The organism is Rhizobium sp. AG855, assembly GCF_003610655.1.
GTDB lineage: Bacteria > Pseudomonadota > Alphaproteobacteria > Rhizobiales > Rhizobiaceae > Allorhizobium > Allorhizobium wuzhouense.
In genome coordinates this window covers 2,748,572-2,765,475 of record NZ_RAQG01000003.1, presented here as the reverse complement: position 1 = coordinate 2,765,475, position 16,904 = coordinate 2,748,572, and the positions used below count along the sequence as shown (strand labels likewise).

Sequence of the window (16,904 nt, the reverse complement as noted above, 5' to 3'; positions counted from 1 at the left end):
AACGGGAAAAGACGGTAAATATGACGGATTCCAGCGAAAACAAGCAGCTCCTCCACCTGGTTTTTGGCGGTGAACTGTCGAACCTGGAAGAGGTTCAGTTCCGCGATCTGGACGCTCTCGATATCGTTGGCATTTTCCCGGATTACGCCAGCGCCCTCGTTGCCTGGAAGGGCAAGGCTCAGGCGACCGTCGACAATGCACATATGCGATATTTCATTGTTCATATGCACCGGCTTCTGAACCCGACGGAAAAGTAGGACGGGCACCCGGCGGTCCCTCCCAGCCGCCGCCCCGAGGATCCGCAAGGGTCACGTTTTGAACTCAGTCTTCTTGCATCTCTCAGATATTGCGTTGCCCGCCTCCGGAAAGGGCCAAATGGTATTGTCGATCAAGATGAGCAGGTTGATCCGATGACGTTGAGCGAGGCCCTGGCATCGTTCGCGGTCCGATCCTATGGTTGGTTCGGCGCGGCCGCATACCCGCTGACCGCGCCGCTGCTCGCCTATCGGGCCGCCAAGGGCAAGGAAGATCGCAGCCGTCGTGCCGAGCGCCTGGGCCATGCGAGCCTGGAACGTCCCTTCGGGCCACTCGTCTGGATCCATGCCGCAAGCGTTGGCGAAACGACCGCCGTCATTCCGCTGATGCGGGAACTCCGCCGCCGCGATATCCACGTGCTGTTGACCACCGGAACGGTCACCTCGGCCGCCGTTGCCGAGAACCGGCTCGGCGACACGGTCATCCACCAATATGTGCCGCTCGATGTACGCCCCGCCGTGCGCCGCTTCCTCGACTACTGGCAGCCGGATGCCGCCATCGGTGTCGAATCCGAGATCTGGCCGACGACACTTTCGGAATTGCGCCGCCGTCATATCCCCCAGATTCTCGTCAATGCCCGCATGTCCGATCGCTCCTTTGATCGCTGGCAGCGTTACAAGTCGGTCGCCGAAGCCCTGTTCGGCAAACTGGCGCTGGTCATTGCCCAGTCGGATGTGGATGCCGAGCGGTTTCGCGATCTCGGCGCCTGGCCGGTGATCGTCTCCGGCAACATCAAGGTCGACAGCGACGCGCCGCCCTGTGACGAAGCGGTTGTGGATTTCTACCGACGCCAGATCGCCGGACGCAAGACCTGGGCCGCCATCTCCACCTTCGAGGGCGAGGAGAAGATCGCCGCCATGGTGCAGCGGGCGCTCAAAGCCCATACGGGCCTCCTCACCGTGCTGGTGCCGCGCCACCCCGAGCGCAGCGACGAGATCGAGGCGATGCTGGTGGAGAAGGGGCTGGTTGTTGCTCGCCGCACCCGGGGCGATGCGATCACGCCGGAAACCGATGTCTTCCTCGGCGATACCATCGGCGAAATGGGCCTGTATCTTCGCCTGACTGAAGTCGCTTTTGTCGGCCGCTCGCTGTCCGGTGACGGTGGCCAGAACCCGCTGGAGCCGGCGCTGCTTGGCTGTGCCGTCCTGTCCGGCCCGCATGTCAGCAATTTCCGTGAGAGCTACCAGCGTCTCGTCCGCAAGGGTTCGGCCCGCATCGTGCGCGACGCCGAAATGCTGGCCAAGGCGGTTCACTTCCTGCTCAACAACGACGTGGCACGCCTGAAGATGATCGATGCCGGTCATGAGAGCGTGCAGGAAATGCGGGGCGCTCTGACCGCGACGCTGAAGGGGCTTGAGCCCTATATCAGCCCGCTCTCGGTCAAGGCCAAGCTCGAGCCGCGCGGCGCAAGCCAGAGCTGACGGCCAGAGCAAAAATTAAGCCGGAGGACGCAGCATGAACGACAACGCCAAGATCGCCGGCATCCTGTTCGACAAGGACGGCACGCTGCTTGATTTCGATGCGAGCTGGGGGCCGGTCAACCGCAAGGTCGCCCTGATCGCCGCAGACGAAGATCAGGACCTTGCCGACCGACTTTTATTGGCCTGTGGCATGGATCCCGTTACCGGTGCCATCGTGCCCGACAGCCTCTTTGCATCAGGCAATACGCAGGAGATCGCCGAGGGCATGATCGCCGCCGGGGCTGCCGTGCCGCTCGAAACGCTTGTCCCGAGGATCGACGATTGTTTTGCCGAGGCCGCGAGGCTGTCCGTGCCGATCACCGACCTTGAGCCGCTGTTTGCCCGCCTCCACGGGCGAGGCCTGCGCCTCGGCATCGCCTCGAGCGACAATGAGCGCTCGATCCGCATCGCCGCCGAACGCTTCGGCATCCTGCCTTATCTCGACTTTATTGCCGGCTACGACAGCGGTCATGGCAGCAAGCCGCAGGCCGGCATGGTGCTCGGTTTCTGCGCGGCCACCGGCCTTGCCCCCGCGGAAGTCGCCGTCGTCGGAGACAACAATCACGATCTGCATATGGGCATCAATGCCGGCGCCGGTCTCAAGGTCGGCGTGCTCTCCGGCACCGGTTCGCGCGAGACGCTGACCCGGCATGCCGATGCCGTGCTTTCGGATATCACTGAGCTCGAAACCGTTCTCGGCTGATCTTCAAAGACCCTTTCGGATTGCAGGTGCTTGACCATTTCTTGCCGCGATGGTTCTTGTTGCGCGCATAAGGACGCAGGCGAGCAGCCCGCGGCCAAGGCAGGGATGAGGATGGTTTCAGAGGCACCGCCCTTTTGGTGGACGTCGATCGGCTGGCAGGCGCGTTGCCTCGCTCCGGTCTCCTTCGTCTATGGCCGGGTCGCAGCCGCCCTGATGCGCCACCGCCGCCGTCACGCGCTGCCCGTGCCGGTGATCTGCGTCGGCAATTTTACTGTCGGCGGTGCCGGCAAGACCCCGACCGCCATCGCGATTGCGCGCGCCGCCAGGGCCAAGGGCCTGAAACCGGGCTTCCTCAGCCGCGGTTACGGCGGGTCGCTTGATGTCACCACCGTTGTTGATCCCCATCATCACCGCTCGACCGCAGTGGGCGATGAACCGCTTTTGCTCGCCCGCGAAGCCGTCACCGTCATTTCCCGGCGTCGCATTCCCGGAGCCGAAAAGCTGGTTGCCGAGGGCGTCGACCTCGTCATCATGGACGATGGTTTCCAGAGTGCCCGTCTGAAGGTCGACTACGCGCTGATCGTCATCGACAGCATTCGGGGTGTCGGCAACGGCCGGGTCGTGCCGTCAGGCCCGGTGCGCGCGCCGATCGGCGTCCAGATGAGCCACCTCGACGCGATCCTGAAGGTCGGAAAGGGCGACGCCGCCGATCGTCTCGTCCGCCAGGCCGCTCGGTCCGGCAAGCCGGTCATGGTCGCCGAGGTCCTGCCGGCAGAGCGGGATGCCTTGAAGGGTAAGTCGGTGCTTGCCTATGCCGGCATTGCCGATCCGACGAAGTTCTACCGGACGATTGAACAGATGGGCGCGCTCATTGTCGATCGCCAGGGTTTCCCCGACCACCATCATCTCGCCGAGGACGAGATCGCCGACCTGATCGAGCGAGCCGCGCGGCAGGGCTTGCAACTGGTCACGACGACCAAGGATCACGTCCGCCTGGCAGGCGGTCACGGCCGCAGCGGCGAACTCGCCGAACTGTCGCATGTGGTGGATGTCAACATGGTCTTCGACGACCCCAAGGCGCCCGATCTGATCATCGAGGCTGCCATCGCCAATTGCCGTCGCCGCAGGCTGGTGGCGGCGATCGAGAGCTAGCGTTTCTGGTTGGGAAGGGCGCCCGCGCGCTTTTCGGCTTCGAGCGAAGCCGCAGCATCGGCATAGGCTTCCTGCCGGGCGACACTCCAGTAGCGCAGCTCGTCGACCAGCACGGGCCGGCCGCTGATTGCGCAGGTCACGAAAGTGCCCGGAGTGAGAATCTGGAAATCGGCATCGAGATAGCGGATCTTGGCCTCGCGGTTGCCGCCGCCTTCAAAACGGTTCATCACTCTTCTCCTGCGCCGCGTGTCACGGACCTGCAATACAGCGACCTCCGTGCCTTTTAAAGGGTCTTTTGGCTTCGTCCTGCGATCAGCTTCGGCCGAACAGGCGCTCTATATCCGAAAGCTTCAGTTCGACATAGGTGGGCCGGCCGTGATTGCACTGGCCCGATCCCGGTGTCTGCTCCATCTGCCTCAGAAGGGCATTCATCTCCTCGACCCGCAACTGCCGACCGGAGCGCACCGAGCCGTGGCAGGCCATGGTCGCGGCGACGTGCTCCAGTTTGGCGTTCAGCCGGTCGGCGGTGTCCCATTCCGCGATTTCGTCGGCGAGATCGCGCACCAGGCCGGCCGTGTCCATTTCACCCAGCATGGCGGGCGTTTCGCGCACGGCAATCGCACCGGGGCCAAAGCGCTCGATGGCGAGCCCCAACTGCTCCAGGCCCTCCGCATGGGTCATCAGCCGGTCGCAATCCTCTTCCGGCAGGTCGACGATTTCGGGGATCAGCAGACCCTGCGACGGCAGCCGCCGACCTGTCAGCGCCTTGCGCATCTGTTCGAACACCAGCCGCTCATGCGCGGCGTGCTGGTCGACAATGACGAGACCGTCGGACGTCTGGGCAACAATGTAGTTCGCATGCACCTGCGCGCGCGCAGCACCCAGCGGATAGCTGGCGATTGCCTCGACCTGACCGGCCGGCTGCGCGGCAACGGGCTCGCTGCGGGCTGTCGGAACGGAGAGGCTGTCGAAAGCGGCCTGAGCCACTTCGCCAAATCCGCGTGCGACCGAGGCCGCAGCCGCGCCTGAGCCGACACCACCGCCGAACCCGCCGCCAAAACCGGAGGATCCGCCATGCAGCGGCCGGCTGGGCGAGGCGTCCGCCGACCAGGCTTGTGCCGGTTGCGGGCTGAAACCGGGGCGAAACGCGCGGAGCATGCCTCCGGCTCCCGTCGTCGATGCCCGGTCGCCCTCTCTTTGCAGCGATTGCCGGATCGCGCCCACGATCAGCCCGCGCACCAGACCGGGATCGCGGAACCGCACGTCGGACTTCGCCGGATGTACGTTGACGTCGACCAAAGCCGGATCGAGTGCCAGCGACAGGACAGCCACAGGATAGCGCCCCTGCGGAATGGTCTCGGCATAGGCGCCACGGATGGCAGACAGGATCTGCTTGTCCTGAACCGGGCGACCATTGACGAAGGCATATTGATGCGCGGAATTGCCCCGGTTGAAGGTCGGCACGCCGGCAAAGCCGGTCAACCGCACATCCTCGCGCTCGGCATCGAGTTCGATCGCATTGTCCTTGAAGTCGGCGCCCAGCACCTGGGCAATGCGCGCCAGATGGTCGTCGCCGGTCGCCGGAAATTCCAGGAGCGAGCGATCGGTGCCCGAAAGCACGAAGCGGATCGCCGGAAACGCGATTGCCATGCGCTTGACGATCTCGGTAATCGCGCCGGCCTCCGCCTTCTCCGTCTTCATGAATTTCAGACGAGCCGGCGTCGCGAAGAACAGGTCGCGCACTTCGACGGTCGTGCCTGGATTGGCTGCTGCGGGTCTGACATCACCGACCTTGCCGCCGGTGACGGTGATTTCGGCCCCGCTGCCGGCCCCCTGCGGCCGGCTGGTGATGGTGAGTTTGGCGACTGAACCGATCGAGGGCAGCGCTTCGCCGCGAAAGCCGAGCGAGCGGATATCGAACAGCGTATCGCTGAGCTTCGAGGTGCAATGACGGCGGATGGCGAGCGACAGGTCGTCCGGCCCCATGCCCGAGCCGTTGTCGATGACGCGCAGCAGCGTTTTGCCACCGCCGGCCGTTGCCACCTCGATGCGCGTCGCGCCTGCGTCGATCGCGTTTTCGATCAATTCCTTCGCGGCACTGGCGGGTCGTTCGATGACCTCGCCGGCGGCGATCTGGTTGATCAGGGTCTCTGAAAGCTGCTTGATGATCATGGAGCCATTTTCCGGGATTCGCCGCCTGCGGGAAAGGCCAAATCGCCGTCCGTTCTGACTGCCCCCATCATTAAGCCGGTTTTAACGGAATGATTCTAGTTTGACCAATGACTTGAGATGTTTCTCGGCGGGTCTGCGGACCAGAGGAAGAAGGACACAGCCGGTGTGTCCTTTGCCACACTCCTTGCCACATCAAGCACGATCGGCATGTTCAGCGCCTATCTTCAGCAGGAATTCAGGCTTGTCGCATCAGCGGCAATGGTCTTAGAGGCAGCAGTGTGAGCGAGTATCCACCGGCCCCCGGCGACAGAAAGGGACACCAGGGTCCGGATGCGCCATTGCCCGAGGCCTCGCTCGACCTTGCGCTGATGGATGCGGTGTCCGATGCCTTCCAGGCGGCTTTCCTGATCTACGACCGCAATGACGAGCTGATTTTTGCCAGCCGATCGGTCACCACCTTCCTGCCGCTGCCCTTAGAACATTTCCACCGGGGCAATCGCCTGCGTCATCTCCTGGGTGCGGCTTACGATCTCGGCCTGCGCGCTGGCGAACCCGATACGGCACTCAGCCGTGACGAATGGCTGACGCGCCAGATCGCCACCAACTGGAAAGAGCGCTACGAGGCCCAGGTCAGCGAGGACGGCAAACGCTGGACGCGCTTTTCCAAGCGTCGCCTCCCGTCCGGTTACGGCTTCTGCATCATGACCGACATCAGCGAGCAGAAGCGTCGCGAGGAGCAGTGGCGCGCCGATGTTGAACGCGTGCAGATCACCGAGGAGATCCTCGACAACCTCGGCCACCCGGTGTTCGTCCAGGACCGCAATCTGCAACTGGTCGCGGTCAACAAGGTCTTCTGCTCGGCGCTATCGATCGGGGCCGACAATGCGCTCGGTGCCGACCTTCGTCGCGTTTTCGATGCCGAGCTCGCAGCGAGGCTTCAAGCTGTCTCGCGCGACGTCCTGGAGAGCGGACTGACGGCGTCGATCACCCAGTCCATGCGTCTCTACGGCGACCCGCCGCGTCCGATCCTCGTCCACGTCCAGCGCGTCGGCAAGCCGGGCCGTTACTTCGTCGTGGCAAGCCTCGGGGAAGTGGGGGCTATCGGCACGGTTCCCGTCGTTGCCATCCCGTCCGCTGCCGAACCATCTCCGCCTGCACCGTCTGCAAGGCCGATCCGACCCGACCGCAGCCTCGCGGGCCGCAAGGCGCTCATCGTTTCGGGCGATCGGCGGTTCGAGGCCGCCGCTCTCGACATTCTCGAACTTCTCGGCCTCGACAGCTGCTGTGTGCGCGGCGAGGACGAACTGCAGGCCTTTCTCGACGCCGCCCGTTCCGTCCGCGTCACAATCGATCTCGCGATCGTCGACACCCATGCCGATCCGAGATGTCTGCAAGTCCTCCAGGCGGCCGAAGTCGACTATGCCAGCATCGCCGAAAACGACGTCGCCGCTGAACTCGCCTTCATCGTGCTCGAGCGTTTGGCAGACCTGAGGAGACGGCCGGAACCTGTCGATGACTGGGAAATCAGCACCGATCATGACCTGGCTGCGCCGGAGGTGCCGGAACCGCATTCGCCGGCTCCACAGCCCGTATCCTCGCTGGTTCTCGTGGCCGAGGACAACGAGATCAACCAGATCGTCTTTTCGCAGATCCTCGAAGGTCTCGGCTATTCCTATCAGATCTGCGACCACGGCGAGGAGGTCGTGAGGCTCTGGGCCGAACTCAATCCGGCTGTCATCCTGATGGACGTGACGCTTCCCGGCATCAACGGCTTCGAGGCGGCCCGGCGCATTCGCGAAGCCGCCGGTGACCAGGCGGAGGGAACTCCGATCATCGGCGTGCTCGCCCAGGCCTTCGACCGCGACCGGGAGGCTTGTTATGCCTCCGGCATGAATGACGTCATTTTGAAGCCACTGAGCCCCGATGTCGTCGAACAGGCTCTGATGCGCCTCGTCCCGCAGGTGGCTCGCGCGACGACCGGCTGACTTGCGCCAGGCGGCCGCCCTCCCGCAAGTGCCCGTTGCTATTATTATATTAATGCTTTGGATCCATTATCCCGGCTGTGGAAGGAACCGTAGCAGGAAGAATGAATGGGTCCCGCTGGCACTGCCCTTGAGCAGCACAACCAGAAAGAGCTTCAGCGCTTGGCCTACACCGATCATTTGACCGGATTGGGCAACCGCAACCGCCTTGCAGACAAGATCCGCCAACTCGCTGCCGATCGCGCCTCCGATCCTGCCCCCTTCACTGTCGGCATCGTCAACCTCGACGGCTTCAAGCCGATCAATGATCTCTTCGGCCAGGCCTCGGGCGACGAAATCCTCTGCCAGGTCGCCCATCGCCTCAAAGCCTGCGTGCCCGATGGCGCCACCGTCACCCGCCACGATGGCGACGAGTTTGCCATAGTCCTGCCGCTGGTCTTCGAGCGCACCGGGGCCGAACGCGCCGGCCAGTTGATCAAGGACGTGCTCTCCGCCCCTTACGATCTCGGTGACCGCAACGTGCGCCTCTCGGCGTCGCTGGGCTTTGCCGTCTATCCCTTCGCCGGCGAGGAATTCGAAGAGCTGATGAAGAGTGCGGAGACCGCACTCTACCGGTCCAAGCGTCGTGGCCGCGGCCAGATCACCGTCTATTCGCGCGAGATCGCCCAGGAGATGAAGCGCGCGACGCAGCTTGAGCAGGCCCTGCGCAACGCCATCATCAACGACACGGTCGACGTGCATTTCCAGCCGATCGTGCGCCTGCGCGACAACCGCGTCGTCGGCTTCGAAGCGCTCGCCCGCTGGATCGATCCCGATCTCGGCTTCGTCTCGCCCGCCGTCTTCGTGCCGCTCGCCGAGGAGCGTGGCTTCATCGACACGCTGTCGGAGACCCTGCTGCGCAAGGCCGCCGAAGCAACGCTCGCCTGGCCGCGCGACCTCTTCCTCTCGTTCAATCTTTCGTCCGTCCAGCTGATGGATCTGCGCACCTCGCACAACACGCTGTCGATCCTCAACAGCGTCGGCTTCGACCCGCGCCGGCTGGAGATGGAAATCACCGAAACCGCCGTGATGACGTCGGCCGATACCGCGCGCCGCATCATCAAGGACCTGAAGGACGCCGGCATCCGCATCTCGCTTGACGATTTCGGCACGGGTCAGTCGAGCCTCGGGCGCCTGCGTGACTTCACCTTCGACAAGGTGAAGATCGACCGCGCCTTCGTCTCCGCCATCACCACCGACCGCACCTCCGAACACATCATCAAGGCCATCATCACCATGTGCGAGGGGCTGGATCTGGAAGTGGTCGCCGAAGGCATCGAGACGGAAGCCGAGGCGCAGAAGCTGCGTGATCTCGGCTGCGGCATGGGGCAGGGGTATCACTTCGGCCGCCCCGCCGATGCCGCCGCGACCCTGCGTTATCTCGCCGAACATCACCACGAATTCGCCCTCGTGGATCGCATCTCGGCGTAAGCCCCTGTCCTATCACGCGTGATCGAGCAGCCAGTTGCGCACGCGCGTCGCCGCACCGCTGAGGTCACGCGACCGTGGCCAGACGACGTGAAAGGCAAGCTCCGTGCGAAGGGCGTGTCCGCCCACCCCCACCAGTTGTCCCTGCGCGACAAGCTGCCGCACCAGATGCGTCCAGCCAAGCGCGATCCCCTGGCCGGCCAGCACCGCCTGGATGACGAGCACGTAGTCGTTGATTGCGAGGCGCCGGCTGGCCGGCTTGTAGTCGATGCCGGCCGATGAGAACCATTCGGGCCAACTGCAGGCCTGGCGCACCGGCTCTTCCAGCCAGATCAGCGGATGGCGCGTGAGCGCTTGGGGTGTTTCAGGCATGCCATGCGCCTCGACGAAAGCCGGGCTTGCCACCGCCGTGATGACCTCGGGCGCCAGGAGCGCGGAATGGTAATGCGGCCAGTCTTCCGCCTTGCCACCGCGCACGCCGAGCGGGATTGCCTCTTCCTCAAGGTCGAGATCCCGCACACTGGTCTGGATGCGCAAGTCGATATCCGGCAGGTCTTCCCGCAAGGCCGTCAGCCGCGGCAGCATCCACATCGAGGCAAAGGCCGTGGAGGCGGCGAGCGTGACATTCACTTCCCGCCCCTTGCTGCGAATATCCTCCGCCGCCCGGCCAATGCGCGACAAACCGGCCGAAACATCCGCGTGAAAGCGTTCGCCCACCTCCGTCAGCCGCGCCGCCCGATGCTGGCGTTCGAACAGCGCGACCCCAAGCTGCTGCTCCAGCCCGCGAATGGCATAGGAGACCGCGACCTGCGACATGCCGAGCTCAGCCGCCGCGCGGGTAAAATTCTCGTGCCGCCCGGCCGCCTCGAAGACGATGAGCGCATTGGCCGACGGGATCAGGTGCCGATAGGGTGTCATAAGTTCAGCTTATTGCATCGCGAGGATTTTTCCAGCGTCACAGGCAACTTGTGCTGCTCTAGCCTGCGAAAAAAGCGAGGGCAGGGCGATGGACAGCGTAACAGCGGAACAGACGGGTGGCAGAAAGAACAGACCGGTGCGACGCAGCGCCGGTTCGCAGGCGGGCCTGAAGGTCCCCTTCATCCGCCGAAACATTCCAACCTACGACATCCTGTCCGAGGAGAACCTGCAACGGATCGAGGCCGTGGCGGATCGCATCCTCGCCGAAATCGGCATCGAATTCCGCGATGACCCGGCAGCGCTGGAGCTCTGGCGCAAGGCCGGTGCCGAGATCGACGGCCTGCGCGTCCGCTTTCCCAAGGGCATGCTGCGCGAGATCCTGGCGTCAGCCCCGCCGGTCTTCACCCAGCACGCCCGCAATCCTGCGAACAATGTCGAGATCGGCGGCAGTGCCGTGGTCTTCTCGCCGGCTTATGGCTCGCCCTTCGTCATGGATCTCGACAAGGGGCGTCGCTACGGCACGATCGAGGACTTCCGCAACCTCATCAAGCTCGGCCAGTCCTCGCCTTATCTGCATCACTCCGGCGGCACGATCTGCGAGCCGGTCGACGTGCCCGTGAACAAGCGCCATCTCGACATGGTCTACAGCCATATCAAATATTCCGACCGCGCCTTCATGGGTTCGGTCACGGCAGAGGAGCGCGCGGAAGAGTCGATCGAGATGGCCCGCATCCTCTTCGGCGCCGACTTCGTCGACCAAAACTGCGTCATCCTCGGCAATGTCAACGTCAACTCGCCGCTCGTCTGGGATGGCACCATGACCAAGGCCTTGCGCGCCTATGCCCGCGCCAACCAGGCCGCCGTCATCGTGCCCTTCATTCTGGGCGGCGCCATGGGCCCGGTCACCTCGGCCGGTGCCATCGCCCAGTCGCTGGCCGAAACCATGGCCGGCTGCGCGCTCACCCAGCTGGAACGCCGTGGCGCGCCAGTTATCTTCGGCAACTTCCTCTCCTCCATGTCACTCCGCTCCGGCTCGCCAACCTTCGGCACGCCGGAACCCGCCATCGGCTCCATGGTCATCGGTCAGCTCGCCCGCCGCCTGAAGCTGCCGCTCCGCTGCGCCGGCAATTTCTCCAATTCCAAACTGCCGGATGCCCAGGCCATGCAGGAGGGCGTCATGTCGATGCTGTCTGCCGTGCATTGCGGCGCCAATTTCATCCTGCATTCGGCCGGCTTCGTCGATGGCCTGCTCGCCATGTCCTATGAGAAGTTCGTGATGGACACCGACTTCTGCGGTGCCCTCCACTCCTACCTCGCCGGCGTCGTGGTCGACGACAACACGCTCGCCATGGATGCCTTCGAGGAGGTCGGCCCCGGCAGCCATTTCCTAGGCTGCGCCCATACCATGCGCAATTACCAGACCGCGTTCTGGGATTCGGCGCTCTCCGACAATGAACCCTTCGAGAAATGGTCGGAAGCCGGCTCGACAGACATGGCGACGCGGGCCAATGCGCGCTGGAAAAAGACGCTCGCCGAATACGAAGCGCCGCCTTTGGACATCGCCACCGACGAAGCGCTCCTTGATTATGTGGAACGCACGAAGCGCGCCAAGCCGGATGCCTGGTACTGAATAGGACGCAATGACGCATGACTGAGAGCCGGGACCCGCTCCTCCAGCCCTTCCAGCTGAAACACCTCACGTTGAAGAACCGCATCATGTCGACGGCGCATGAACCGGCCTATTCGGAAGCCGGCATGCCGACCGAGCGATACCGGCTCTATCATGTCGAAAAGGCGAAGGGCGGCATCGCGCTTACCATGACGGCCGGTTCCGCCAGCGTCAGCCGCGACAGCCCACCCGCTTTCGGAAATCTCTTGGCCTGGAAGGACGAGATCGTCCCGCATCTGAAGTGGTTGACCGATGACTGTCACGAGCATGGCTGCGCCGTGATGATCCAGCTCACCCATCTCGGCCGCCGGACCAACTGGAACAAGGGCGACTGGCTGCCGGTGCTCGCGCCATCGCCGATTCGCGAGCCGGCCCACCGCCATTTCCCCAAGGAGATCGAGGACTGGGACATCGAGCGCATCGTTGCAGATTATGCGACCGCCGCCGCCCGCATGCAGGATGCCGGCCTCGATGGCATCGAGTTCGAAGCCTATGGCCACCTGATGGACAGCTTTTGGTCGCCAGCGACCAACCGTCGTGATGACGAATTCGGTGGCTCCCTCGACAACCGCATGCGCTTCTCCACCATGGTGATCGATGCCGTCCGCAAGGCCGTCGGCCCGGAATTCATCGTCGGCATCCGCATGGTCGCCGATGAGGATTGGAACAAGGGCCTCAGCCGTGACGAGGGCGTTGAGATCGCCAAACGTTTTGCCGGCGGCGGAAAGATCGACTTCCTCAACATTATCCGAGGCCATATCGAACACGACGCCTCCCTCAACAACGTCATCCCCATCCAGGGCATGGCTGCCTCGCCGCATCTCGATTTTGCCGGAGACGTGCGCGCCGCGACCAAATTCCCCGTTTTCCATGCCGCCCGCATCGCCGATGTCGCGACCGCCCGTCATGCGATCGCCGAAGGCAAGCTCGACATGGTCGGCATGACCCGCGCCCATATCGCTGATCCGCATATCGTCCGGAAGATCATCGAGGGCCGCGAAGCCGAGATCCGGCCCTGCGTCGGCGCCACCTATTGTCTTGATCGCATTTACGAAGGCGGCGAGGCGCTGTGCATCCACAATGCCGCGACCAGCCGCGAGGCGCTGGTCCCGCATGAACTTCCGAAGGCGGCGAAGTCCCGCAAGGCGGTCGTCGTCGGGGCAGGCCCGGCCGGACTCGAAGCCGCCCGCGTGCTTGCCGAGCGGGGGCACAGGGTCGATGTTCTCGAGGCGTCGGGCAAGGCCGGCGGTCAGGTCAACCTGATGACGCGCAACCCGCGCCGAAAGGAAATGGTCGGCATCGTCGACTGGCGTCTCGCCGAACTCGACCGCCTCGGCGTCACGATCCACTACGACACCTATGCCGGTGCTGACGACGTACTCGCCCATCAACCGGATCTCGTGGTGATCGCAACCGGTGGCATCGCGCAATCGCCGGAACTGGAAGAGGGCGAGGATCTGGTGATATCGAGCTGGGACATCCTGGCGGGCGCCGTGAAGCCGGAAGGCCCGGTCCTGCTTTTCGACGACAATGGCGGTCATCCCGGCATGAGCGCTGCGGAAGTGATTGCCCATGCGGGCGCAGAACTCGAAGTGGTCTCGCCCGAACGCTTCTTCGCCCCTGAAATGGGCGGCATGAACCACGTGCCCTATGCAAAAACCTTTGCCGAGAAGAATGTCCGCGTCACCATCAACACAAGGCTGTCAGGCGTTCGCCGCGAGGGCAATGGTCTCGTCGCCACGCTCGGCTCCGATTTCTCGGATGTGAAGGTCGAACGGCGGGTCGCCCAGGTGGTGGTCGAACATGGCACCATGGCCAATGCCGATCTCTATCTGGAACTGAAGCCGCTCTCCCGCAATCGAGGGGCCGTCGATTACACCGCCCTCATCGCCCGTCAGGATCCGCTGCCGCTCAAGGACGAGACGGCAGGCTTCGATCTGCTGCGCATCGGCGATGCGATCGAGAGCCGAAACATCCACGCCGCGATCTATGATGCGCTGCGCTATTGCAGCCTGCTGTAACCCAAACATGAAAAGGCGGCGCCGAAGCGCCGCCCATCAGGACCTGGAGCACGAAGCTCGTTCCGGGATTAGTTGTTGTCCGTCGACGAGGTGGTGGTGCCGTCGGTCGTCGTCATGCCCGTGCCGGTGGTGCTGCTTGCGTCGGCAGCCTGATCATCCAGGGTCTTGAACTCAGGCGCGTTCTTCAGGCTGTCAGCCGTCTCGGTCGTCGTCAGGCGCACTTCGGCTTCGGCAACGACTTCAGCCTTGGTGTCGCCATCGGCAGCCGCATCAGCTGCGTCGCCCGTCGCGGTTTCGCGGGTGATGGTGATCTTGTCGAACGGGATTGCGACATTCTTTTCGCCGATCCCGAGGAAGCCACCGACGCCGACGACTGCAGCCACAACGCCGCCATCATTCTGCACCAGCAGGTCGTTGATGTTGCCGATCGACTGGTTGTCGGCGGTGTAGATCGCCTGACCCATGAAGTCGTTGACCGAAATCTGGTTTTCAGCCTGTTCCGTCAGGTAGGTGGCAGAGCCGGCGGCGTCCGCAGTCGTGTTCGGCGCCATGGTGGTGGCAGCGCCGCCAGTGGCGTCAGGTGTTGCCGGTGCCATTTCGGTGGCGGCCGGAGGAGTGGTCGTGGTCGTGCCCGTGGCGTCCTGGGCGAAAGCGACCGGTGCCATGGCAGTGGAGCCGAGCAGCATGGCGGCGGCGATCGTGGTAAGGGTCTTTTTCATGGTGGGCTACCTTTCCTCTGAGATAACTGGTGACTGGCGAGGCTTGGCGAAAACTGCCTGGGCCGCGTCGGTTCGAGAGGAAAATGCCTGGGAGGCGGCTTCGTTCCCGGCTTTATTTTTGCCTGTTATGCGGAACAAATCAGAGACTTGGCGGTTTCGCGGCGCCTCCGGGTCGGGTCGGGTCGGGCCGGGCCGGGCCGGGCCTGGGTTGGGAAAGCCCGTAGTGCGCCTTGGCCTGTAAGTCGCGGCCGGCGCGCGCTGGAGCACGCCGGCCATGGAGGATCAAAGCTTGAAGACAGGCTCTGGCTTGCCCTGGACCGGAAGCCCCAGTTCGAACAGCGATCCGGCATGCACATCTGTCTGCCGTTCGGCATCGCTCAGCCCTTCCCAGCAGGAGGTGACTGCCAGTCGGTCGAAGCCTGGGCCGAAGAAGGCGGGGCAGGTCGGACGACGGGTCGGGATCTCGAAGCGTCCGATCTGGCTTCCGTCCGGGGCATAACGGTCGACGGCACCGCCATCCCAATTGGAATTCCAGATCGTGCCTTCGAGGTCGACCACCGATCCGTCGATCACCCCATTGCGCGCCGACTGGTCGATGAAGACGCGCGGCGCACCTGTCGGCATGCCTGTTGCCGGGTTGAGGTCGACGCGCATCATGTGGTTGACCTTGGAATCGTTGAAATAGCCGACCGCGCCATCCGGCGAGAAGCAGATGCCGTTCGGAATGCTGACCGCCTCGAACAGCTTCGTCACCTGCGTCCCGGCCACGTGATAGATCGCGCCGGCACCGGTGTCGGCCGTCTTGCTCATCGTGCCGATCCACAATGCGCCGCTTGGATGCACGCGCCCGTCATTCGAGCGGTTCTGCGGCTTGTCGGCTTCGATCTTGGCAAACGGTTTCAACACGCCGGAAGAGCGCTCGCGCAGGAAAAGCCCCTGGTCCGAAGCGATCAGCTGGCGATCCTTGTCGATCACGGCGAGCACGCTGCCGAGGAAGGGCAGGTCGTGTTTGACGAGGGCGCCGGTCTCGACGGTCAGCTCGCACAGGGTCTTGCCCAGGATGTCGAACCAGAACAGCGAGCCGCTCAGCGGGTCGTAGGTCGGGCCTTCTCCCAGTTCCATCTGCTCGGCCACCAATACCTTACCCTTGAAGCTTTTAGTCGGGATCACGTTCTTCTCCTCGTTGGACTGTGTGAATCTGTCGCCATTAGCCGATTTCTGACAGGGGTTTACGGTAAAATACAGGGTCTCTCTGGACCCTCCCGCCTTTAGAAGTCTATGGTTTATAACCTTAAGGGGTCGAGATTCGCGTGGATGCTCACTTCTGCTCTCCCGGGGTTCTTTTCGATACGGTGTCCAGGTACCCAGGAATGGGATTGGCGCTTGCGGATCAAATCGTGGATGATGCCTCCCACCGGCGCTCGAACAACCGTAGGTTTGGAAAACAGTTGACGTATTCATCGATCAAGTTTGGATTCCTCTTGATGGCGAACCGGCCGTGAAGAAAACGCGCTCATGACAGATCTGGATCCGCCCACGTTTGAACGCATCGAAGGCCTCGTGACCGAGGTCAAGACGTTCAAGACCCAATTCGACGTGTTTCGCTTCATGAAGCGGGCCACGGAAGCGTTCGGTGCGCGCTGCTTCATGGTGCTCAACATGCCGGGGCCGACGGCGAGGGACCTCAGCAGCAGTTCGATCATCACCAACTGGCCCTCCGACCTTCTGACCGAGTTCGACCAGGTCTCCCTGCTGTCCGACAGCCCGGTCCTTGCCCATCTGCGCCGCGCATCGATCCCGTTCCGCTATGACATGGATGATACCAGCTTCGTTCGCGATCCGCGCTCGACCGAGGTGGCGAAGTCGCTTTTCTGCCGCTTCCGGATGAATCGCGGCGCCTATTTCCCGGTGCATGACGCAAGCGGTGCCCGCGGGGCCGTCTCCTTCAACGGCGACCGTGAGCCGTTCACGACAACGGAGATGATGGAACTGACCTATCTGTCGGTCCATGTCTTCAACCGCCTGGCCGAAATCCGGGAGATGGACAGCCGCAACAGCGACATGCTGACCGAACGCGAACTGGACTGCCTCAACTGGACGGCGGCCGGGAAGACCAGTGTCGAAATCGCGGAGATTCTGACGCTGTCGGAGCACACGATCAACCACTACCTTAATCGGGCGACCAAGAAGCTCGATGCGGTCAACCGCACCCAGGCGGTCGCCAAGGCGCTTCGGCTTGGTCTGATCAAGTAGGTCGGACCTGTCGCTTTTTTGGGCGGATTTGCGAGACGAGCCTAGTTTGCTGGCAGATCCCCTCGCAGTTTAC

14 protein-coding genes are annotated in these 16,904 nt (G+C 63.5%); 9 read left to right on the top strand and 5 right to left on the bottom strand.

The features are described from left to right. Positions 1–20: 20 nt before the first annotated feature. The 4 genes from DFO46_RS13775 to lpxK all read left to right on the top strand — a co-directional run bounded on the left by DFO46_RS13775 (position 21) and on the right by lpxK (position 3,630). Complete coding sequence (locus DFO46_RS13775) at positions 21–257, top strand: DUF4170 domain-containing protein (RefSeq protein WP_110789756.1); 237 nt, start codon at positions 21–23, stop codon at positions 255–257. Positions 258–416: 159 nt separating this feature from the next. Further along, entirely contained in the window at positions 417–1,736 is a 1,320-nt protein-coding gene (gene waaA / locus DFO46_RS13770; RefSeq protein WP_183041938.1) for a lipid IV(A) 3-deoxy-D-manno-octulosonic acid transferase, read from the top strand. Between the two features lie 34 nt (positions 1,737–1,770). Beyond that, entirely contained in the window at positions 1,771–2,478 is a 708-nt protein-coding gene (locus DFO46_RS13765) for an HAD family hydrolase (RefSeq protein ID WP_110789754.1), read from the top strand. Between the two features lie 111 nt (positions 2,479–2,589). After that, entirely contained in the window at positions 2,590–3,630 is a 1,041-nt protein-coding gene (lpxK, locus tag DFO46_RS13760; RefSeq protein WP_120277680.1) for a tetraacyldisaccharide 4'-kinase, read from the top strand. On the opposite strand, the gene DFO46_RS13755 is transcribed toward lpxK, so the two are convergent. Together DFO46_RS13755 and mutL are read right to left on the bottom strand one after the other, a co-directional pair. Then, positions 3,627–3,857 carry a DUF2093 domain-containing protein gene (locus DFO46_RS13755; RefSeq protein ID WP_110789752.1) on the bottom strand — a complete coding sequence of 77 codons (231 nt, stop codon included), beginning with the start codon at positions 3,855–3,857 and terminating at the stop codon, positions 3,627–3,629. The genes lpxK and DFO46_RS13755 overlap by 4 nt on opposite strands. Positions 3,858–3,942: 85 nt before the next feature. Further along, positions 3,943–5,802, bottom strand: coding sequence for a DNA mismatch repair endonuclease MutL (gene mutL, locus DFO46_RS13750; protein WP_120277679.1), 1,860 nt, complete (start codon positions 5,800–5,802; stop codon positions 3,943–3,945). 278 nt (positions 5,803–6,080) lie between these two features. Between mutL and DFO46_RS13745 the strand changes: the two genes are divergently transcribed. After that, a complete protein-coding gene (locus DFO46_RS13745; protein ID WP_183041898.1) occupies positions 6,081–7,787 on the top strand; it encodes a response regulator in 1,707 nt (568 codons plus the stop codon). A gap of 105 nt (positions 7,788–7,892) precedes the next feature. After that, positions 7,893–9,254 (top strand): EAL domain-containing protein, encoded by a 1,362-nt coding sequence (locus DFO46_RS13740; RefSeq protein WP_110789750.1) that lies wholly within the window; start codon positions 7,893–7,895, stop codon positions 9,252–9,254. Positions 9,255–9,266: 12 nt separating this feature from the next. On the opposite strand, the gene DFO46_RS13735 is transcribed toward DFO46_RS13740, so the two are convergent. Then, a complete protein-coding gene (locus DFO46_RS13735) occupies positions 9,267–10,169 on the bottom strand; it encodes a LysR substrate-binding domain-containing protein (RefSeq protein WP_120277678.1) in 903 nt (300 codons plus the stop codon). 88 nt (positions 10,170–10,257) lie between these two features. Between DFO46_RS13735 and DFO46_RS13730 the strand changes: the two genes are divergently transcribed. Both DFO46_RS13730 and DFO46_RS13725 read left to right on the top strand, forming a co-directional pair. Further along, positions 10,258–11,799, top strand: coding sequence for a trimethylamine methyltransferase family protein (locus tag DFO46_RS13730; protein WP_110789748.1), 1,542 nt, complete (start codon positions 10,258–10,260; stop codon positions 11,797–11,799). Positions 11,800–11,816: 17 nt separating this feature from the next. Further along, positions 11,817–13,859, top strand: a complete 2,043-nt coding sequence (locus tag DFO46_RS13725) for an NADH:flavin oxidoreductase (protein ID WP_120277677.1) — start codon at positions 11,817–11,819, stop codon at positions 13,857–13,859. A 68-nt stretch (positions 13,860–13,927) separates the two neighbouring features. Here the strand turns inward: DFO46_RS13725 and DFO46_RS13720 are convergent, their stop codons facing one another. Together DFO46_RS13720 and DFO46_RS13715 are read right to left on the bottom strand one after the other, a co-directional pair. Further along, a complete protein-coding gene (locus tag DFO46_RS13720; RefSeq protein ID WP_110789746.1) occupies positions 13,928–14,578 on the bottom strand; it encodes a PRC-barrel domain-containing protein in 651 nt (216 codons plus the stop codon). Between the two features lie 282 nt (positions 14,579–14,860). After that, the gene (locus DFO46_RS13715; RefSeq protein WP_120278256.1) at positions 14,861–15,700 is read right to left on the bottom strand and encodes an SMP-30/gluconolactonase/LRE family protein; all 840 of its coding nucleotides are present in this window, start codon (positions 15,698–15,700) and stop codon (positions 14,861–14,863) included. A 393-nt stretch (positions 15,701–16,093) separates the two neighbouring features. Between DFO46_RS13715 and DFO46_RS13710 the strand changes: the two genes are divergently transcribed. Continuing rightward, on the top strand, positions 16,094–16,831 hold the full coding sequence (locus tag DFO46_RS13710; RefSeq protein WP_120277676.1) for an autoinducer binding domain-containing protein: 738 nt from the start codon (positions 16,094–16,096) through the stop codon (positions 16,829–16,831). Positions 16,832–16,904 lie beyond the last annotated feature (73 nt).

What these genes read in the sequence shown, in the direction of transcription:
- DFO46_RS13735 (WP_120277678.1), bottom strand. Translation starts at nt 10,169, where the DNA reads ATGACACCCTATCGGCACCTGATCCCGTCGGCCAATGCGCTCATCGTC.
- DFO46_RS13720 (WP_110789746.1), bottom strand. Translation starts at nt 14,578, where the DNA reads ATGAAAAAGACCCTTACCACGATCGCCGCCGCCATGCTGCTCGGCTCC.
- DFO46_RS13765 (WP_110789754.1), top strand. Translation starts at nt 1,771, where the DNA reads ATGAACGACAACGCCAAGATCGCCGGCATCCTGTTCGACAAGGACGGC.
- DFO46_RS13710 (WP_120277676.1), top strand. Translation starts at nt 16,094, where the DNA reads ATGACAGATCTGGATCCGCCCACGTTTGAACGCATCGAAGGCCTCGTG.
- lpxK (WP_120277680.1), top strand. Translation starts at nt 2,590, where the DNA reads ATGGTTTCAGAGGCACCGCCCTTTTGGTGGACGTCGATCGGCTGGCAG.
- DFO46_RS13725 (WP_120277677.1), top strand. Translation starts at nt 11,817, where the DNA reads ATGACTGAGAGCCGGGACCCGCTCCTCCAGCCCTTCCAGCTGAAACAC.
- DFO46_RS13755 (WP_110789752.1), bottom strand. Translation starts at nt 3,857, where the DNA reads ATGAACCGTTTTGAAGGCGGCGGCAACCGCGAGGCCAAGATCCGCTAT.
- DFO46_RS13740 (WP_110789750.1), top strand. Translation starts at nt 7,893, where the DNA reads ATGGGTCCCGCTGGCACTGCCCTTGAGCAGCACAACCAGAAAGAGCTT.
- DFO46_RS13715 (WP_120278256.1), bottom strand. Translation starts at nt 15,700, where the DNA reads ATGGAACTGGGAGAAGGCCCGACCTACGACCCGCTGAGCGGCTCGCTG.
- DFO46_RS13730 (WP_110789748.1), top strand. Translation starts at nt 10,258, where the DNA reads ATGGACAGCGTAACAGCGGAACAGACGGGTGGCAGAAAGAACAGACCG.
- mutL (WP_120277679.1), bottom strand. Translation starts at nt 5,802, where the DNA reads ATGATCATCAAGCAGCTTTCAGAGACCCTGATCAACCAGATCGCCGCC.
- DFO46_RS13775 (WP_110789756.1), top strand. Translation starts at nt 21, where the DNA reads ATGACGGATTCCAGCGAAAACAAGCAGCTCCTCCACCTGGTTTTTGGC.